The organism is Variovorax sp. 160MFSha2.1 (assembly GCF_048305075.1).
GTDB lineage: Bacteria > Pseudomonadota > Gammaproteobacteria > Burkholderiales > Burkholderiaceae_C > Variovorax > Variovorax guangxiensis.
This window is the reverse complement of the sequence record NZ_CP157624.1, coordinates 4,452,976-4,469,892: the sequence shown is the minus strand read 5'-3', so window position 1 is coordinate 4,469,892 and position 16,917 is coordinate 4,452,976. Positions and strand designations below refer to the sequence as shown.

General features: G+C 65.1%; 19 protein-coding genes. 5 read left to right on the top strand and 14 right to left on the bottom strand.

Going from position 1 to position 16,917, the window contains the following annotated elements; all coding sequences use genetic code 11:
• Positions 1-11 precede the first annotated feature (11 nt).
• The 3 genes from ABL838_RS20335 to rlmD are packed head-to-tail and all read left to right on the top strand — an operon-like array spanning position 12 to position 3,442.
• Positions 12-914 carry a peptidoglycan DD-metalloendopeptidase family protein gene (locus ABL838_RS20335; protein ID WP_418121631.1) on the top strand — a complete coding sequence of 301 codons (903 nt, stop codon included), beginning with the start codon at positions 12-14 and terminating at the stop codon, positions 912-914.
• Positions 915-918: 4 nt separating this feature from the next.
• A complete protein-coding gene (locus tag ABL838_RS20330) occupies positions 919-1,974 on the top strand; it encodes a sigma-70 family RNA polymerase sigma factor (RefSeq protein ID WP_418121630.1) in 1,056 nt (351 codons plus the stop codon).
• A 31-nt stretch (positions 1,975-2,005) separates the two neighbouring features.
• On the top strand, positions 2,006-3,442 hold the full coding sequence (rlmD, locus tag ABL838_RS20325; protein WP_418121629.1) for a 23S rRNA (uracil(1939)-C(5))-methyltransferase RlmD: 1,437 nt from the start codon (positions 2,006-2,008) through the stop codon (positions 3,440-3,442).
• Positions 3,443-3,487: 45 nt separating this feature from the next.
• Here the strand turns inward: rlmD and ABL838_RS20320 are convergent, their stop codons facing one another.
• Positions 3,488-4,189: a Bax inhibitor-1/YccA family protein gene (locus ABL838_RS20320; protein WP_126025899.1), complete on the bottom strand. Its 702-nt coding sequence runs from the start codon at positions 4,187-4,189 to the stop codon at positions 3,488-3,490.
• Between the two features lie 166 nt (positions 4,190-4,355).
• On the opposite strand from ABL838_RS20320, the gene ABL838_RS20315 reads away from it, so the two are divergent.
• Positions 4,356-4,763, top strand: coding sequence for a GlcG/HbpS family heme-binding protein (locus tag ABL838_RS20315; RefSeq protein WP_081268676.1), 408 nt, complete (start codon positions 4,356-4,358; stop codon positions 4,761-4,763).
• Positions 4,764-4,944: 181 nt separating this feature from the next.
• Here ABL838_RS20315 and hemP read toward each other — a convergent pair whose 3' ends face one another.
• The 13 genes from hemP to bfr form a co-directional block, all read right to left on the bottom strand.
• Complete coding sequence (gene hemP, locus ABL838_RS20310) at positions 4,945-5,157, bottom strand: hemin uptake protein HemP (protein WP_019655899.1); 213 nt, start codon at positions 5,155-5,157, stop codon at positions 4,945-4,947.
• Positions 5,158-5,257: 100 nt separating this feature from the next.
• On the bottom strand, positions 5,258-5,671 hold the full coding sequence (locus ABL838_RS20305) for an ExbD/TolR family protein (RefSeq protein ID WP_126025898.1): 414 nt from the start codon (positions 5,669-5,671) through the stop codon (positions 5,258-5,260).
• 5 nt (positions 5,672-5,676) lie between these two features.
• A complete protein-coding gene (locus ABL838_RS20300) occupies positions 5,677-6,393 on the bottom strand; it encodes a MotA/TolQ/ExbB proton channel family protein (RefSeq protein ID WP_126025897.1) in 717 nt (238 codons plus the stop codon).
• Positions 6,394-6,411: 18 nt separating this feature from the next.
• Complete coding sequence (locus ABL838_RS20295; protein WP_311737056.1) at positions 6,412-7,104, bottom strand: energy transducer TonB; 693 nt, start codon at positions 7,102-7,104, stop codon at positions 6,412-6,414.
• Between the two features lie 116 nt (positions 7,105-7,220).
• Complete coding sequence (locus tag ABL838_RS20290) at positions 7,221-7,493, bottom strand: (2Fe-2S)-binding protein (RefSeq protein ID WP_126025895.1); 273 nt, start codon at positions 7,491-7,493, stop codon at positions 7,221-7,223.
• Between the two features lie 114 nt (positions 7,494-7,607).
• Positions 7,608-8,288, bottom strand: coding sequence for a Fe2+-dependent dioxygenase (locus tag ABL838_RS20285; protein ID WP_126025894.1), 681 nt, complete (start codon positions 8,286-8,288; stop codon positions 7,608-7,610).
• Between the two features lie 94 nt (positions 8,289-8,382).
• Entirely contained in the window at positions 8,383-10,776 is a 2,394-nt protein-coding gene (locus tag ABL838_RS20280; RefSeq protein ID WP_418121628.1) for a catecholate siderophore receptor Fiu, read from the bottom strand.
• A gap of 236 nt (positions 10,777-11,012) precedes the next feature.
• Entirely contained in the window at positions 11,013-12,377 is a 1,365-nt protein-coding gene (locus tag ABL838_RS20275; protein WP_418121627.1) for a sulfite reductase subunit alpha, read from the bottom strand.
• Positions 12,374-13,378, bottom strand: coding sequence for an FAD:protein FMN transferase (locus ABL838_RS20270; protein WP_418121626.1), 1,005 nt, complete (start codon positions 13,376-13,378; stop codon positions 12,374-12,376). The genes ABL838_RS20275 and ABL838_RS20270 overlap by 4 nt, the downstream gene beginning before the upstream one ends.
• Positions 13,379-13,403: 25 nt before the next feature.
• Positions 13,404-14,213, bottom strand: a complete 810-nt coding sequence (locus ABL838_RS20265) for a DUF4198 domain-containing protein (RefSeq protein WP_418121625.1) — start codon at positions 14,211-14,213, stop codon at positions 13,404-13,406.
• A gap of 50 nt (positions 14,214-14,263) precedes the next feature.
• Positions 14,264-14,764, bottom strand: a complete 501-nt coding sequence (locus ABL838_RS20260) for a DUF2271 domain-containing protein (RefSeq protein WP_221297725.1) — start codon at positions 14,762-14,764, stop codon at positions 14,264-14,266.
• 75 nt (positions 14,765-14,839) lie between these two features.
• Complete coding sequence (locus tag ABL838_RS20255; protein WP_418121624.1) at positions 14,840-15,484, bottom strand: PepSY-associated TM helix domain-containing protein; 645 nt, start codon at positions 15,482-15,484, stop codon at positions 14,840-14,842.
• A 120-nt stretch (positions 15,485-15,604) separates the two neighbouring features.
• A complete protein-coding gene (gene bfr / locus ABL838_RS20250; RefSeq protein ID WP_418121623.1) occupies positions 15,605-16,081 on the bottom strand; it encodes a bacterioferritin in 477 nt (158 codons plus the stop codon).
• A 261-nt stretch (positions 16,082-16,342) separates the two neighbouring features.
• Between bfr and ahpC the strand changes: the two genes are divergently transcribed.
• Positions 16,343-16,906: an alkyl hydroperoxide reductase subunit C gene (gene ahpC / locus ABL838_RS20245; protein WP_126025886.1), complete on the top strand. Its 564-nt coding sequence runs from the start codon at positions 16,343-16,345 to the stop codon at positions 16,904-16,906.
• Positions 16,907-16,917: the final 11 nt, after the last annotated feature.

Below are 16,917 nucleotides of genomic sequence, written 5' to 3'. Positions count from 1 at the left end.
AGGAATAACAAATGCAGGGTTTTGGCAATCGGAGTTGGTTCGCTGGCGTCACGTTGGCCTTTGTGCTCGTGATCGCGGGCTGTTCCACACCTCGCGGGCCGGCACCAGTCGAAGACCGCGGCACCATGACGCGCGCGCCAGCCGCGACTGTGCCCGGCGGCCCACCGATCACCACCGACGCCAATGGCAGGCCGCTTGCCGGCATCGAGAACTACGGCAAGCCCGGCTACTACGCAGTGCGCCCCGGCGACACCATCCGCCGCATCGGCGCAGAGACCGGCCAGCGCTGGCAGGACATCGTCCGCTGGAACAATCTCGACAACCCCGATCTGATCGAAGTCGGCCAGGTGCTGCGTGTGATCCCGCCCACCGGCTCGGGCACTGCCGTCGCGGCCGCGCCCGCAACGCCTTCCGAAGGCGCGGTCACGAAGCCGGTGCCGCCGCAGCCCGTGGTGGTGCCGTCCACGCCGTCCAGCGGCGCGACCAAGCCGTCGGCTCCGGTCACGGCTTCGCCGGCCAGCCCCGCCAGCGGCGGTTCGGGTGACGAAGACGTGGGCTGGATCTGGCCGGCGAGCGGTTCGTTGATCGCCGGCTTCGACGAATCGAAGAACAAGGGCTACGACATCGCCGGCAAGGCGGGCGATCCGGTGCTTGCAGCCGCTGACGGGCGCGTTGTCTATGCGGGCGCGGGCCTGCGCGGCTATGGCAACCTGATCATCCTGAAGCACAACAACACCTACCTCACGGCCTACGCGCACAACCAGACGCTGCTCGTGAAGGAAGACCAGTCGGTTCAGAAGGGCCAGAAGATCGCCGAAATGGGCAACAGCGATGCCGATCGCGTGAAGCTGCATTTCGAGATCCGCCGCCAGGGCAAGCCTGTCGATCCCTCGCGCTACCTGCCCAGCCGGTGATGCCATGGCTGACTCCCGCCCCCGCCGCACGCAGTTGCCTGTGCGCGGGTCGGCGGGCAGGGGCAGCATGCCTTCGGGCAACGGCCATCCCGAGCCTCCCGGCGAGAGTGCGCACGTTCCCGAAGACGACGTGGACGCGTCGGCTGCAGACGCTCCGCTGCCGACGAACAGCGCAACGGGCGCCGTGGGTGAACTGGTCGGCGGCGAAGGCGCCGACGCGCTGACCATCTACCTGCGCCAGGTGCGCCGCACCGAGCTCTTCACGCCTGCCGAGGAATACCAGACCGCATGCGCCGCGCGTGCCGGTGACTTCGCCGCGCGGCAGTCGATGATCGAGCACAACCTGCGGCTTGTGGTCAACATCGCCAAAGCCTATCTGGGGCGGGGCGTGCCGCTGTCCGATCTCATCGAGGAGGGCAATCTGGGCCTGATGCACGCCATCACCAAGTTCGAGCCCGAGCGCGGCTTCCGCTTTTCGACTTATGCGACCTGGTGGATCCGCCAGTCGGTGGAGCGTGCGGTCATGACGCAGGCGCGCGCGATCCGCCTGCCGGTGCACGTGGTGCGCGAGCTGCAACAAGTGCTGAAGGCCCGCCGAACGCTCGAAGGCGACGCCGAATTTCTCGTGCATCGGCCGGACGGCGTTCGGGTGGAAGACATCGCGGCGCTGTTGGGGCGCGATGTGCAGTCCGTGGCCGAGCTTCTGGCGCTGTCCGAGGCCCCGCGCTCGCTGGACGCTGGCGACGCTCGGGGAGACGAGGGGTTCACGCTGGCCGACACTGTGGCCTCCGAGGACGAGCAGGGCAGCCCGACCGACGTGGCGCACACACGCGAGGTGGAGCGCCTGCTCGACCAGTGGGTGCAGGCCCTCGACGCACGTGAGCGCGAAGTGCTGGAGGGCCGCTACGGCCTCCACGACCGCGAGCCCGAAACGCTGGAGGTGCTGAGCGTGCGCCTGGGACTCACGCGGGAGCGTGTGCGGCAGATCCAGAACGAGGCGCTGGCCAAGATGCGGCGCCAGCTCGCCCGCTCCGGCGTGGGGCGTGACGCGCTGTTCTAGGGATATCCGGCCACGCTGAGACAATCGGGGGATGACGGAATCCATCGAAGAAAAGAAAGTCCCCGCGAATCCAGGCGAAGAATGGCTGAAGGTCGAGTCCCTCGACCTCGATGCGCAGGGCGTGGCGCACAAGGCCGACGGCATGGTCGTGTTCATCGAAGGCGCGCTGCCGTTCGAGGAAGTGCGGTTCAACGTCCACCGCCGCAAGAACAACTGGGAACAGGGCACGGTCACTGCCATCCGCCGCGAATCGTCGCAGCGGGTGCGCCCGGGCTGCCCGCATTTCGGCCTGCATACGGGTGCCTGCGGCGGCTGCAAGATGCAGCACCTCGATGCAGCCGCCCAGGTGGCAGTGAAGCAGCGCGCGCTGGAGGACAACCTCTGGCACCTTGGCAAGGTCAAGCCCGAGAACCTGCTGCGGCCGCTCGAGGGGCCGGCCTGGCACTACCGCTATCGTGCGCGCCTGTCGGTGCGCCATGTGGTCAAGAAGGGCACGGTGCTGATCGGGTTCCACGAGCGCAAGAGCCGCTATCTGGCCGACATGCAGGTTTGCCCGGTGCTGCCGAAGCAGGTCAGCGAGATGCTGATGCCGTTGCGCGAGCTGATCGGCTCGATGGATGCGCGCGACACCTGCCCGCAGATCGAGCTGGCCTGCGGCGATGCGCCCGATTCCACGCGGCTCGGCACGATCGCTTTGGTGTTGCGCCACCTGGAGCCACTCTCGCGCGCGGACATCGACCGATTGAAGGCCTTTGCGGAGAAGAACGAAGGCGTCCAGTGGTGGCTGCAGCCCAAGGGGCCGGACACCGTGAAGCTGCTGGAAGAGGGTGGCACGCCGCTGGCGTACCGGTTGCCGGAGTTCGGCGTGACGATGCCGTTCAAGCCCACCGATTTCACGCAGGTCAATCCGCACATCAACCGGGCGCTGGTGGGCAAGGCGTTGCGCCTGCTCGACGTTCAGCCTGACGAGCGCGTGATCGACTGGTTCTGCGGCCTCGGCAACTTCACCCTGCCGCTGGCCAGCAAGGCGCGCGAGGTGCTGGGTATCGAAGGCAGCGACACGCTGGTGGCGCGCGCGACCGACAACTTCAAGAGGAATCAGCCTGCCACGTCGGCTCGCCGCGAGTTGTCGCCTGCGACGTTCGTGGCGCGCAACCTGTTCGAAATGACGCCGGAGATGCTGGTGGCCGACGGCGGCGCCGACAAGTGGCTGGTCGATCCGCCGCGCGAAGGCGCATTCGCGCTGGCCAAGGCCATCGCCGATCTTCATCAGCAGCGCGATCTGCGCACCGACGGCTGGACGCCGCCGAAGCGCATCGTGTACGTAAGCTGCAACCCGTCGACGCTCGCGCGCGATGCGGGGCTGCTGGTGCATCAGGCGGGCTATCGCTGCACCCATGCGGGAGTGGTAAACATGTTCCCGCACACGGCGCACGTGGAGTCGATAGCGGTTTTCGAGTTGGAATGAAAAAGGGCCCGGAGGGGCCCTTTTCGTTGGACGCGTGTGCGTCGCTCAGTCGCGCTCGCCGCCGAAGATGCCCAGCAGTGCCAGCAGGCTCTGGAACACATTGAACAGGTCGAGGTACAGGGCGAGCGTGGCGCTGATGTAGTTGGTTTCGCCGCCGTCCATGATCTGCTTCAGGTCATAGAGCATGTAGGCCGAGAAGATGCCGATGGCGGCAACCGAGATGACCAGCATGCCGGTGGTCGAGCCGACGAACACGTTGATGATCGCGCCGATCATCAGAACCATTGCGCCGACGAACAGGAACTTGCCCATGCCCGACAGGTCGCGCTTGATGACGGTGGCCAGCGAGGCCATCACGAAGAACACGCCAGCGGTGCCGCCGAATGCCGTCATGATGAGTTCGGACCCGTTCTTGAAGCCGAGCACCATCGCGATCAGGCGCGACAGCATCAGGCCCATGAAGAACGTGAATGCCAGCAGCACGGGCACGCCGGCCGCGGAGTTCTTGGTCTTCTCGATGGCGAACATGAAGCCGAAGGCACCGCCGAGGAAGACGATGAGGCCCAGGCCACCGGTGAGCGAGCGGGTGATGCCGGTGCTGACGCCGACCCAGGCGCCCAACACGGTGGGCAGCAGGCTCAGTGCGAGAAGCCAGTAGGTATTGCGCAGCACGCGCTGGCGCTCGGCCTGCGCCAATGGCTGGCCGTAGCCGGAAGAAGTGTCTAGGGTGGTAACGCGGTCGTTCATGGCCGGAGCTCCTGTGGTTGCTGCATGACGCAGTTGGGCGCATTCTAGGGGGCCGCAAGAGGGGGTACCGGAAAAACCGTATGCGGGGTGTTCCCAAGCCCTGAAGGCGCCCCTGGCGCCATGGCCGTTATGCTCTCGGGTTTCACGCAAACTGAGCTCATCCATCATGAAGACCAAGTCATTCCTCGAACTCGCCGACGTCAAGACCATCGCCGCAGCGGCCGAAGCCGAGGCTCTCAAGAACAACTGGGCAGTGACCATCGCGATCTCGGACGACGCCGGCAACCTGCTCTGGCTGCAGCGCCTGGACGGCGCGGCGGCGCTGTCTTCGCACATCGCTCCCGCCAAGGCCCACACGGCAGCCATGGGGCGACGCGAAAGCAAGGTCTACGAGGACATCATCAACGGCGGCCGCACCGCGTTCCTGACGGCGCCTGAAGTGCAGGGCCTGCTCGAAGGCGGCGTGCCGATCGTGAAGGACGGCCACGTGATCGGCGCAGTCGGCGTGAGCGGCGTGAAGTCGAATGAAGACGCGCAGATCGCCAAGGCCGGCATCGCGGCTCTGGGCCTCTGAGTTTTCTCCGCACAAAGCAAAACGCCGACTTCGAGGTCGGCGTTTTTGTTTGGGCTGCTTCAGCATGGAAAAAAAGCTTGGCTAGTCGGCGAACCGTTGGCTAGCAAAAAACGACCCTTCGGAGATGAATCTCCTTGAGTCGCCCCACGATGAAACTTGCGCGAAGGGCGGGCTGGATGACTTACTTGGTCAGGATCAGCTTGCCGAGTTTGGTGGCTTGCAGCCGATAGAGGGAGCCGTTGTGCATGATGCCGACGGTCTTGCTTCCTTTCAGAAGCTCCGTGCTTTCGAGCATCGGCACCGGACGCGTTGCCTGGATCGACGCATGGCCGCCACCCGACTGGTCGAGCGAAGGATGGTTCAGAACAGAAAAGGCATTCGGTGTGGCTGGCATCTGTAGTTCCCTTATCGAAGCGATGAGTGAATGATAATGATTCGCAAATAGAAGTCAATCGCCGCGATCAACTTTTTTTGCTTGCTCTCTTTCTTTCAGCTCACTTGGGGTCGGGTTCCGTGACAAAACCGATCTTGCGCACGCCGGCTTCGCGGGCTTCCGACATCGCCTTGGCCACTCGCTCATAGCGAACAGCCTTGTCGCCGCGAATGTGGAGCTCGGGCTGCGGCTCCTTGGCGGCTTCTGCGGCCAAGCGACCGGGCAACTCGCTGTCGTCGATCTTCTGCTCGTTCCAGTAGTAGGCGCCGTCGGCAGTCACGCTGAACAGGATGTTCTGCGGCTTGGGTTGTTCCGGCTCGCTGGTGGCGCGCGGCAGGTCGATGTTGACCGCGTGCTTCATCACCGGCACGGTGATGATGAAGATGATGAGCAGCACCAGCATGACGTCGACCAGCGGCGTCATGTTGATCTCGTTCATCACCTCATCGGGTTCGTCTTGTGTTCCGAAGGCCATGATGCTCAGCCCTTCTTGAGCGGAACGACGATGGCATCGCTGCCGCCGCTTTGCACACGCGCGCCGGTCACGAAGTAGGCGTGCAGGTCATGGGCGAAGGCGTTGAGCTTGGTCAGCACGAACTTGTTGCCGCGCACCAGCGCGTTGTAGCCCAGCACCGCCGGAATGGCCACGGCAAGGCCGAGGGCCGTCATGATCAGCGCTTCGCCGATCGGGCCGGCCACCTTGTCGATGGTTGCCTGGCCGGCCGAGCCGATGCTCATGAGCGCGTGGTAGATGCCCCAGACGGTGCCGAACAGCCCGATGAATGGAGCCGTGGAGCCGACCGAAGCCAGGATCGCCAAGCCGGTCTGCAGGCGGGCGGTGAAGGCGTCGATGCCGTTGCGCAGGGCGCGCGTGATCCAGTCGCTCACATCCAGCGCATCGTGCAGGTGGGCCTTGGTGTTGCGGTGGTGCGCGGCTGCCTCGCGGCCTTCGAGAGCGAGTGCGCGGAAGGGGTTGCTGTCGTCCTTGCCCAGCTTGTTCAGGGCGGTGGCGAAGTCTTCGCTGTGCCAGAAGTCCTGCGAGTGCTTGGCGAGACGCTTGTAACGGATGACGTCGAGTGCCTTGACGATGATGACGATCCACGACGCGAGCGACATGCCGATCAGCAGCACTGCCACGGCCTTCGTGACGAAATCGCCCTGATTCCAGACGTTCATCAAGCCGAATTGAGAATCCATGCGTACTACTCCAAAAAATTACTGGGAAAGATTGAACCGGATGGGCGCCTTCAGCATGTAGACCGTGGCCTCGTTGGCCCCCGGTTGCTTGAATGGCGTCACTTGCGAAGACATCAACGCTTCGCGCGCGGCCTGGTCGAGCCGCTCGTAACCGCTGGACTTGAAGATTTCCGCCCGCTTGGGAATGCCCGCGCTGTTGAAATACACCGCGATGACCACGACGCCGGATTCGCCCAGGCGCCTGCTCATTGCAGGGAACACGACGCGCGGTTCGCGCACGTATTGCGTCTGGCCTTCGCTGATTTCGACCAGCTTGGGCGCCGGCGGTGCGGGGGGCGGCGCCGGCGGCGGCTCCGGAGCGGGTGGCGGAATGGGCGCTGGAGGCGGAGGCGGCTCGACGCTGCCCGTGGGGGCGTTCGGCGCGGGCGTCGGTTTGGGCTCCCGGATCGCCTGGGGCCGCGGAGGCGGCGGCACCTTGGCCACCTTTTTCTCCGGCGGAGGAGGCGGGGGCGGTGGTGGCGGCGCCGGCTTGGGCGGTTCGACGAGCTGGCTGATGATCTCCACGGGGATCACCACTTCGGCGGCACGGCGCAGCAACCCGCTCTGGAGCGCCCAGAGCGCAGCGGCGTGAAACAGGACGACCCCGCCGGCAATGACGACATTGCGCGAAAGGCCGAAGAGGGAAGGAGGGGGGGCGAAGCGGTCAGACACGATCAACCATTCGAATGCGGGCACCCCCAAAGGTGCCCCGATTGCAGCAAAACCGCTACGAAGACGCCACAGGCGCTACTTGCGAAAGATCCACCAGACCGAGCCTGCGACGAAGATCAGGCTGCCGCCGAGTGCCGAGACGAGTTCCATGCTTTGCTTTCCTTGATGGAGTTGGCAAGCTGGATCGCTCTCGGACCCGATTCGCAATTCAATGCGGCAACCGGGTGCGAAGCGCTGCACTGCGCGACGATATCGCGCGCGCAACCTTCACATTGGCCACACTGGGTGGCGACGCCAAGCTCGAATTGCACTTCGTCGAAAGTCATCCCGGCGCGCACATGGCGTGCGATTTCGCGGTCGGAGACTCGGCGGCAGACACAAACGATCATGGCGGTGAAAGCGGCAGTTGGCTGGCTGTTGGATGTGGACGATTATAAATAAGAATCCATCGCATTCACAATAACTATGTGTTACTGATTCATGCAACACCCGGCTTCCTGGCGTCAGACTTCCGACCAGAGCCGCAGCAGGTTGTGGTAATGCCCTGTCAGCGCCACGGTTTCCTCGCATTCGCCGAGGCGTGCACGAAGCTTCTGGATGTTCTGGTCGAGCTCGAAAAGCATCCCGCGCTGCTGATCGCTGCGGACCATGCTCTGCAGCCAGAAGAAGGAGCAGATCCGCGCACCGCGAGTCACCGGATGCACCCGGTGAAGGCTGCTCGCCGGATAAAGGATGAGGTCTCCCGCCGGAAGCTTCACCTCGTGCGAACCGTAAGTGTCGATCACCTCCAGCTCTCCCCCCTCGTAGTCTTCCGGATCGCACAGGAAGAGGGTGCAAGACAGGTCAGTGCGCAATTGCTGCCCGGTGCCAGGCAAGGCTCGCACCGCGCCGTCGACATGGACGCCGTAGTGCTCGCCTCCCTCGTAGCGATTGAAAAGCGGCGGCACGAAACGCGATGGAAGAGCGGCCGAGAAGAAGAGCGGGTTCCGCGCCAGTGCCGCCAGCACGATGCTGCCCAACTCCTTGCCCACAGGAGAATGCTCCGGCAGCTGGCGGTTGCGCTTGACCTGCGCCCCTTGCGCCCCCACCGTTTCGCGTCCATCGGTCCATTGCGCGGCGTCGAGTGCGGCGCGCATCTCGCGCACCTGCTCGGGGCTCAGCACTTCGGGCACATGCAGCATCATTTTCAGGAACTCCGCAATGAGAAAAGCCCCGGCGCGGGCCGGGGCTCGAGTGTCGCACCGCACCGGGTTGGCCCGGTGCACGCGAGAAGGACCGTCAGAACGCGAAGTTCGCGGTGATCTTGGCCGATCGGGGGATGCCCGGCGTGTAGCGGTAGCCGCTCTTGTTGATGGCCGCCACGTAGTCCTTGTTGAACAGGTTGTACACGTTCAGCTGGATGTCGATGTTCTTGTTGATGCGATAGGAAGCCATCGCGTCGAACACCCAGTACGAGTCGACATATGCTGGCGTGCCCACCGCGCCGTCGGTGCCGCGCTGCAGCTTGCCGTTGTAGCGCGCGCCGCCGCCCAGCGTGAGGCCGAACGGGAACTGGTAGGTGGTCCAGAGCGTGAAGGCCTTCTTCGGCGTGTAGGCGAGCGCGGTCGAGCCGTCCGCCAGCACCGAGGGGCCGCTCAGCACACGGGTGTTCATGGTGGTGAAGCCCGAACTCACGCCCCAGTTGTCGGTCAGCGCGCCCGACACGCCGAGTTCCACGCCCTGCACGCGCTTCTTGCCGGTCTGGAAGTACTGCTGCGTGACGGAGTCCTGCACGACCTCGTTGCTCACGTCGGTGCGATACAGCGCCGCCGTCAGGGCCACGCGCTTGTTCAGTACGTCCCACTTGGTGCCGAGTTCGTAGGTCTTGGCCTTCTGCGGAAGGAAGTCGGTGCGCCCGGCGCTGTTGCCGGTGCCGCCGGCGGCCAGCTGGAAGTTGGCGCCGCCCGGGGGCTGCGCGGCGGTACCGTAGGCCGCGTAGACGCTGCTGTTCTCCGTCGGCTTGTAGACCAGGCCGATCTTGCCGGAGAGCAGGTTGTCCGACAGCTTCAGGTTGGTCGGCGTGATCGTCGACGTCTGCGGGCCGTTGCCGCTGCGCGCCAGCGTCAGCGCAGTGGCGTTGTAGGTGGTCGAGTAGTGGTCGTAGCGCAGGCCGGCGGTCAGCTGCCATTGCTCGTTGAACTTCAGCGTGTCGAAGGCGTACAGGCCGATGGTGTCGGTGCTGCCGTCCGAGCCGGTGCCGTTGGCGATGCGGTTGTAGCCGGCCACGTACGGGTTCGGGTTGTACAGGTTGGCAGCGGGCCACGACCCGGCCGCGGCGAGGGTGGTGCCCACGCTCGCGTAGCCCGGTGCGTAGAAGTTGCTGGCGGTCTGCTTCTCGCGGATGAATTCGAGGCCGCCGTTGAACGAGTGGCTGATGCTGCCCGTGTTGAACTTGGCCGACACGCTCGTCTGGTTGGTGAAGATCGTGTTTTCCTGGTCCTTGTTGGTGGGCAGGTTGCGCGTGATCGTCCAGCTTGCCGGGATCGTCGGGATGACGGTGTTGATGAAGCCGGAATTCACGGCGGGCAGGGTGCCGACGCCGTTCGTCGAGGTCAGTCCGCCGCCCATGAACGACGTCAGCATGTAGTCTTGCGACGTCTTGCCGTAGCGCGTGGTGTTGCGGATGGTGATGTCGGGCGTGAGGTCGTGCTCGATGCGCGCGGTGAACATGTCGGCCGTCACGTTGTCGAAGTCCGAGCTGGTGCCGTAGAAGTTGCTCGAATCCACGCGCGGCGCGTAGTTCAGGTAGGTGCGGCGGGCCAGGCCGCGGGTGATCGCGGTGGCGTCGGGCGTGGTGTAGCCCGGCAGGCCGATGGTGGGCACGCCACCGTCGGGAACGTTGTTCTGCTTGACGTGCAGGTAGTCGAGGAAGATGCGCGTCGGGCTGTTCAGGCCGAGGGCGAGAGAAGGCGCGATCGCCCAGCGCTTGTTCTTGACGAAGTCGCGGCCGGCCACGCCGCCGTCTTCGCTCACTGCATTGAGGCGGAAAGCCGCTCCGATGCCGTTGGCACCGCTCAGCGACTTGTTCCAGTCGACGCTGCCACGCTTGAAGTCGGCGCTGCCGAAGCTCAGCGAGCCGAGGAAGCTGTCTTCCATCGACGGCTTCTTGGTGACGAGGTTGATGTAGCCAGTGGGCGAAGTGCGGCCCACGTCGGTGCCCGACGGACCCTTCACGACCTCGACCTGGTCGATGTTGAAGATGTCGCGCGAGACCGAGCCCAGGTCGCGGATGCCGTCGACGAAGATCGCGCTGGAGCTGTCGAAGCCGCGCATGAAGACAGCGTCGCCGGTGTTGGTGTTGCCGTTCTCGCCGAGGAAGAAAGTGCCCACGCCGGGGGTGTTGCGAAGCGCCTCGGTCAGCGTGGTCGCGCCCTGGTCGCGAATGATCTGTTCCTTGATGACCTGGATGGTCTGGGGCGTGTTCACGAGAGGAGCGGTGAACTTGGGGTTGGCCGAGTTGTCGGCCTTGTAGTCGGTGACTGCGGAGTCCTGCACGCGCACTTCAGGCAGCGCCCCACCCGATTGGGCCAGGGCGCCGGGAGCCGCAATGGCCATCAGCGTTGCGGCGGCGGCGCCGGAAAGATGTGGAACGGCACGCGCAACAGGGTGTTTGCGGCTCTTGATGTAGGCCATGAAGTTTTCTCCGAAAAGGGCGGGCGTCAGGACTCGACTGGCGGTGTCCGCACGACCTGGATTCCTTGGAGAAACACGAGGGAGGACTGGCTGGGTGAGTCGATTTGCGAATGTTCGCAAATCGCTGCGAATGATATTGGTTCTCAATATTAAAATTGACACCCGAGCGAAACTAAGCCGAAAGTTGTGTCAATTTCGTTGCGGCCCAACAACGCGAGCGAAGCAGTTGGCCTTCTTCAGTAGACGTCTCGCCGATAGCGGCCGCTGGCCGCGAGTTCGATGAGCTGCGCCTCACCCGCGATCTGGCGCAACGCCGCATCCACGCCCGAGGCCATTCCTTGAAGGCTGCCGCAGACGTAGATGGCGGCGCCATCGCGCAGCCACTGCAGCACGGTGTCCGCCGACTGCAGCAGCCGGTGCTGCACGTAGAAGCGATCGGCCTGGTCGCGCGAGAACACCATGTCCAGGCGCTTCAGCGTTCCGTTGGCCTGCCATGCCTCGATCTCATCGCGATAGAGGAAGTCGTGCGCCACCTGGCGCTCCCCGAACACCAGCCAGTTGTCGTGCCTGCCCATGGCTGCACACGTGCGAAGGTGCGCGCGCAGCCCGGCGATGCCTGTGCCGTTGCCGATGAGAATCAGCGGCCGTGCTTCGTTGCCGTCGAGGCGGAAGCTCCGGTGCTCCCGCACGCGCAGCGCCACCGTGTCGCCGATGCCCAGGGTGGACGTGAGCAGTCCCGAGGCCGCGCCGAGCGTGCCGTCCGGATGCCGCTCCTGCCGCACGAGCAACTGCAATTCGCCGTCGGCATGCACCGAGGCGATGGAGTAGTCGCGCGGGCGTTTCGGATCGCCCGCGACGACCACCTGCGCAAGATCGCCCGAGGCCCAGTACGGCAGCGGTCCGCCGGCCTGAGGCACCAGCCCGAGATGGAAGACCGGCCAGCCCGCGCTGCCCGGGTTGAGATGCTCGCGCGAGACGAGCCGCCATGGAGCGAAACCCGCGCCTTCGGCATCGCCTGCGGATGCGGGCGGGTCTCCCCAATGCGCATGCCATGCGGCCAGCGCGGCCGGGTCGCTGTTGTCGACCTCGATGCGATCGAATTCGCGCCTGGCGCCCGCGGCCTGCAGCCACTCGTCGAGCGCACGACCGAAGCCGCAGAAGCTGGCGTACTGGCGGTCGCCGAGCGCCAGTACGGCATAGCTCAGCGAAGACAGTGCCGGCGATGAATTCATCACCCGTTCGACGAACACGCTGGCGCCGTCCGGCGCATCGCCTTCGCCATAGGTGCTCGCGATGAAGAGCGCGCGGGGGGCGGCTGCCAGCGTCGATGCATCGAGCGCGTTCAGCTCCATCGCGCGCGCCGGCGTATTCGCCGCACTCAGCTGCCGAGCGGTCTGCCACGCGATGGCTTCGGCCTGGCCGGTCTGGCTGGCGAACAGCACGAGAACCGGCGCTGCGCCGCTGCCTGCCGATAACGCCGCCGAGTCGCGCGCGGCTTCGGCCTTGCGACTGCGCTCGCGCAGGTAGATCGACGCACAGAGCGCTGCATACGCCGCGACGGTGGAACCCGCGCCCAGTGCGCGCCAGGCGAAGTCGTTCATGCAGCGGCCGCTGCGGGCCAGGCGCGCGTGGTCTTCGCCTCTGGCGCCGGATCGCCGTGGCTCACGAACAGCGCGGCGATCTCGTGCCGCTGCGCGAAGTCGAATCCTTCTTCCGGCCCGAGCACCGTCAGCACGGTGGCGAGCGCATCGGCCTGCATGCACTCCGCGTGAAGCACGGTGACGCTGGCCAGCGGGTGCGCGGCCGGCTCTCCCGTTCGCGGATCGATGGTGTGCGACCAGTGGCGTCCCTCGTGCGAGCGCCGGTGCCACCGGTCGCCCGATGTGGCGATGGCCATGTCCGCGAGCGCCACGCGGCGCGCGCCGGAAGGATCGCCGTCGACGAGCACTTGCCAGGGCTGTCCTCCAGGGCGTTTCCCGATGCCCCGCAGTTCTCCGCCGACCTCGAGAAGCGCGTCGGCGATATCCAGTGTGCGCAGGGCTTCGATGCCGTGGTCCACCGCGAACCCTTTCGCGATGCCCGAGAGATCGAGCGTTGCGCCCCCGGGCTGCAGGAGCGAGCCTTCCGCTTCGTCGAACGCCAGCCGGAACCAGCCGACGCGCCCGCGCGCCTCGGCCAGCGCGGCCTCGCCGGGCAGACCCGCCTGTTCCGCTTCCGGCCCGAAGCCCCAGCACGCGACCAGCGGACCCACGCTCGGGTCGATCGCGCCGCCGCTTGCCGCTGCCCACCGGAAAGCACATCGCATGACCGCGGCGAACTCCGGCGGCAGCACATGGCGCGACCCGGCCTGCGCGCGGTTGAACCGGCTGATGTCCGAGTCCGGCTCCCAGTGGCTCATTTGCGCGATCACGCGGCCGAGCGCTGAGTCCACGGCCTCCCTTACCTGCGCCAGCGGCAGCATTCGCGGATTGTCGAAGCGCAGCGACCAGGTGGTACCCATGGTCTCGCCGCCCAGTTGCTGGAGTGTCGCGGGATCGGCGGGGCGTGGAACGGCCGCGTTGGCGTAGCCGCCAGCGCGCCAGGTGCTGAACGAAAGGCCCAAGGAAGAAGCTCGCTCTATCGCAGCCTCAGGGCATCACTTCGAGCGTGGCCGCGTAGCTCAGGCGGCGCTCCCTGGCCTGCGGCACCGTGGTCTTGTTGTCCTTGGTGCTGGCGTCGAGCCAGTACATGCCGGCGGTCGGCCAGGTCACGCTGAACTGGCCCTTGTCGTCGGTCTTGAGCTTGATTTCCTCGAGCTTGTCGCGGTACTGCGTGTTGCCCGCGGTCACCGTCACCTCTAGCCCCTTGGCGGGCTGCCCATCGAGGTTCAGCGTGAAGGTGGCTTTCTCGCCCTTGACCAGATCGGTCGGGCTGCCGGCGGCGATCAGCTCCAGGCCCTGGCCGACCGGCTTGAGCGCGGAAGGCTTGCCGACGGTCACGAAGGTCTCGATGCGGCCCGACGACTGGGTGACGCTCACGTCCTGCGCATCGGCCGGAATTTCCTTGCCGATGGTCTCGGCCGTGCCGCGCGTGCGCTTGGTCTGGCCCGTGGCCTTGTCCTTCCAGCTCGCGAAAGCTCCGGCGTTGATCACGGCGATGCGGTAGGTGCCAGCCTGCGCGACGCTCACGTCGAACACGTTGCGCAACTTGAGCTTGGCTTCGGTCTCCGGCTTGACGGTGCTGCCGTCGGGCGCGGTGATCTGCAGGCCGTCGAGGCGCAGCGGCGCGTGGTTGGCGACGAACAGGTCGTTGGACACGGCCGCATCGACCGTCACGGTGTCGGCCTTGGAGAACACGGTGGACGATGGCAGCAGCCAGGCGTTGTGCGCCTGGGCGAGCGATGCGGCACTGGAGAGGGCGATGGCGAGGGAGACGAGGCGCAGGTTGAAGCGGGTCATGGCGGTTCCTTTTGTGATGCGGCGGGCTGGTCGTTGGAGGACAGAAGAGATCAAGGCTTGAGTTCGAGCCTGATCTCGCCGAGTTCTTCCTTGCCCGTGGCGGTCGGCTGCGCCGCTGCCGTCGGGGGCCACTGGAAGGGAATGCTCACGACTTCGCGGCCGCCGACTTCGCGCGCGGCCTCCACCACGAGCTTGTATGCGCCGGGCGCGAGCCTGGGCATGGGCGCCGTGCCCTCGGTGAAGCTCAACTGGTGCTTGCCGGCAGGCTTGGTCGCCCCCGTCACGCCGTCGACCGGCACCGAGAGCTCGCGGCCGCCGCGTCGCCACCACTGGCGCATGTCCTTCAGCCACTTGGTGCCTTCGCCCTCCGGGTTGTTGGTTTTGGTGCGCACGTCGTACCACACGGCCAGCGTGCCGGCGACGGTGTTGTCCGCGCGCTCGATCCAGGTTGCCACGTAGGGACGGTGGTACTCGGAGACGTTCAGCCGTGGGATCTCGATGTTGACGGCCAGCCCCGACGCGAAGGCCGGAGCCGCGAACAGCGCCGACATGGCCAGCGGCGCGAGTGAGTAGCGAACGTGCACGGGAAACCTCTTTCCTGGATCTGGATGAATTGATGAACGAAATCAGTGAATGAACAGCAGCGCGAGCAGCACGGGCACCACCAGCCCCATGCCGACCATCGGCCAGGTGAACGGCCGGTTGCCCGCATGCATCTTGAGAATGAAGAGGCCGGTGACCGAGAACACCAGGGCCGCGCCCGCGAAGATGTCGATGAACCAACTCCACGCGGTGCCGGTGTTGCGGCCCTTGTGGAGATCGTTGAAGTAGGAGAGCCAGCCGCGATCGGTGCGCTCGTACTCGATCTCGCCGTCGGACAGGCTCAGGCGCAGCCATGCGTCGCCGCCGGGGCGGGGCAGCGACAGGTAGATTTCGTCGTCGGACCACTCGGCCTCGCGGCTGGCGGTGGAGATGTCCCAGTGCTTCTGCACCCAGGCCTGGAGTTCAGGGGGCAGGGGAGCCTTGCCCTTGAGGGCCTTGGCGGCGGGCAGCTGCTTTTCGAGCTGGGCGCGCAGCGCCTCGTCGATCGAGCCGTTCAGCCGGGTGACGACCGGCTTGGCCTCGATCTGGCTGGCGTGGTTGAGGGTGAATCCCGTCACGCTGAACAGGATCATGCCAATGAGGCAGATGGCCGAGCTCACCCAATGCCATTCGTGCAGGGTCTTGAGCCAATAGGCACGGCGGCGGTTGTCGGGGCGAATCGCAGTCATCGAAGGCGCGGATTCTATCCGTGCGAATGAGAATGACTGTTATTCGTGGCGGGTTAAGTTACGTAAAGCAATAAAAAACGGGACCGAAGTCCCGTTTTGCTGGCGGCAGCGAAGGCGGCCTTATTCGAGTTCGCCCATCTGCGACTGCAGGTAGTTCTGCAGGCCGACCTTGTCGATCAGGTCGATCTGGGTTTCGAGGAAGTCGATGTGCTCCTCGGTGTCGTCCAGGATCTCCTGGAGCAGGTCGCGCGAGACATAGTCGCGCACCGATTCGCAATGCGCGATGCCGTCCTTGATGGTGGCCTGCGCGCCGGTCTCGGCACCGAGGTCGCAGCGCAGCAGTTCGGGCACGTCTTCGCCGATGTTCAGCTTGCCGAGGTCCTGCAGGTTCGGCAGGCCGTCGAGCATGAAGATGCGGTCCATGAGCTTGTCGGCGTGCTTCATCTCGCCGATCGATTCCTCGTATTCCTTCTTCGCCAGCCTGTCCAGGCCCCAGTGCTTGAGCATGCGGTAGTGCAGGAAGTACTGGTTGATCGCGGTCAGCTCGTTCTTGAGCTGAGCCTGCAGGTGTTCGATGACTTTTGCGTCGCCCTTCATGGCTTTTTCCTTGTTCTGAAAGCGGTGATTGTCAGAGGCGGAAAGGAGCGCTTGCAAGCAATCCCATGCTGCGCCGGTCTGCATGCGTGTGATGGTGATACACGTTCGTATTGATGGTGTGTCAGGCGTATTTCGCAGTCATCGAAAACATAGCGAGTCCCAATACTTTTAATAGGTGATAACTATGAATATTGGAGGATTGGTAGTTATACTCATGGCTCGCCCTTATCTTTGTTCATCCGCAGCATCCAAGGAATCAACATGTCCCTGATCAATACCCAAGTTCAGCCCTTCAAGACCCAGGCCTACCTCAACGGCAAGTTCATCGAAGTTTCCGACGAGTCGCTCAAGGGCAAGTGGTCCGTGCTGATCTTCATGCCGGCGGCTTTCACCTTCAACTGCCCGACCGAAGTCGAGGACGCGGCCGACAACTACGCCGAGTTCCAGAAACTGGGCGCCGAGGTCTATATCGTGACCACCGACACGCACTTCTCGCACAAGGTCTGGCACGACACCTCGCCGGCCGTCGGCAAGGCCAAGTTCCCGCTGGTCGGCGACCCGACCCATGTGCTGACCAACGCCTTCGGCGTGCACATCCCCGAAGAAGGCCTGGCGCTGCGCGGCACCTTCGTGATCAACCCCGAAGGCATCATCAAGACCGCCGAAGTGCACTCCAACGAAATCGCCCGCGACGTGAAGGAAACGCTGCGCAAGCTGAAGGCAGCGGTCTATACCGCCGCCCACCCGAACGAAGTCTGCCCGGCCAAGTGGAATGAAGGCGACAAGACGATCGCCCCGTCGCTGGACCTCGTCGGCAAGATCTGAGCGTCACCCGC